Raw genomic sequence first — 1,449 nt, 5'->3', positions numbered from 1 at the left:
CCGTGCGCCGTCTTGAGCGCCGCACGCACACCGGCTTCATAATCAGGATGTACAAGCTTGAAGTGCGCCAACTGGCGTTCGACGATAAAGCCCGGCACACCGCCCATGGCTGCTGCAATGTTTGAGAACAGGCGTTGCTTCTGCCCATCATCAAACAGATTGAACAAAGCACGTGGCTGCGAATAATCATCATTGCCGATACGATGATTATAGCGATCCGCATCACCCTGAATGCGCAGTGGCGGTTCCTTGGCCGATGGCTGCTCTACAGGGCCGTTAAACGAGTTTGGCTCGTAAAACGCATCCGGGTTACCCGTAGCAATGCCGCCATATGTATTCATTTGACCATCACGATGATAATGATGCACAGGGCATTTTGGCTGGTTAACCGGCAGGTTCTCATAATGCGTGCCAAGACGATGACGATGCGCATCGGCATAGGAGAACAGCCGCGCCTGAAGCATTTTATCTGGCGAATAGCTGATACCGGGCACGATATTGGAGGGCGAAAACGCCGCGTTTTCGATCTCGGTGAAATAGTTTTCCGCATTGCGGTTGAGTTCCATCACACCAATATCGATTGGCGGATAATCGGCATGCGGCCAGACCTTGGTAAGATCAAAGGGGTTATAAGGCGTCTTGTCAGCGTCCAGTTCCGGCATGATCTGAACCTGAACTTTCCACTTCGGAAAGTCGCCCTTCTCGATGGATGTAAACAGGTCTTCCTGCGTGGATTCACGCGTGCGGCCAATCACCTGTTCGGCCTCGCTGTTGGTCCAGTGCTTGTGGCCCTGCAAGGTCTTGAAGTGAAACTTGACCCAATAGCGTTCACCCGCATCATTCCAGAAGGAATAGGTGTGCGAACCGTAACCGTTAATGTGGCGCACATCGGTCGGAAGCCCGCGATCCGACATCAGGATCGTCACCTGATGCAGGCTTTCTGGCGAAAGCGACCAGAAATCCCACATGGCAGTAGCGGAGCGCAGATTGGTCTTGGGATGACGCTTCTGGGTATGGATGAAATCCGGGAACTTGACCGGATCACGCACGAAGAACACCGGTGTGTTGTTGCCAACCAGATCCCAGTTGCCTTCCTCGGTGTAGAACTTCAGTGCAAAGCCGCGCACATCGCGCTCGGCATCAGCGGCACCCTGCTCGCCGGCAACGGTTGAGAAGCGCGCCAGCATCGGGTTTTTTGCACCGGGCTGCAAAGCCTTGGCCTTGGTATATCTGGAAATATCGCCTGTGATAGTCAGCGTCCCAAATGCACCCCAGCCCTTGGCGTGAACAGCGCGCTCAGGAATACGCTCGCGGTTCTGATGTGCCAGCTTTTCGATCAGCTGATAGTCCTGCAACAAAATAGGGCCGCGCTCACCCGCAGTCAGGGAATTCTGGTTATCCGGGATCGGTGCACCAGCACTTGTCGTCATAATCGGACGGTCTGCCATG

The 1,449-nt window shown here is 54.5% G+C and carries 1 protein-coding gene; it reads right to left on the bottom strand.

Annotated elements, in window-relative coordinates; genetic code table 11:
- A partial coding sequence (locus tag OPR82_RS22690; protein ID WP_265987232.1) for a catalase occupies positions 1–1,448 on the bottom strand: 1,448 nt, incomplete at its 3' end.
- Between the last annotated feature and the right edge of the window lies 1 nt (position 1,449).

The sequence above is a fragment of the Ochrobactrum chromiisoli genome, from assembly GCF_026241335.1.
Classification (GTDB): domain Bacteria; phylum Pseudomonadota; class Alphaproteobacteria; order Rhizobiales; family Rhizobiaceae; genus Brucella; species Brucella chromiisoli.
The sequence above is the reverse complement of the archived record's forward strand: the minus strand, read 5'-3'. Positions and strand labels throughout refer to the sequence as shown.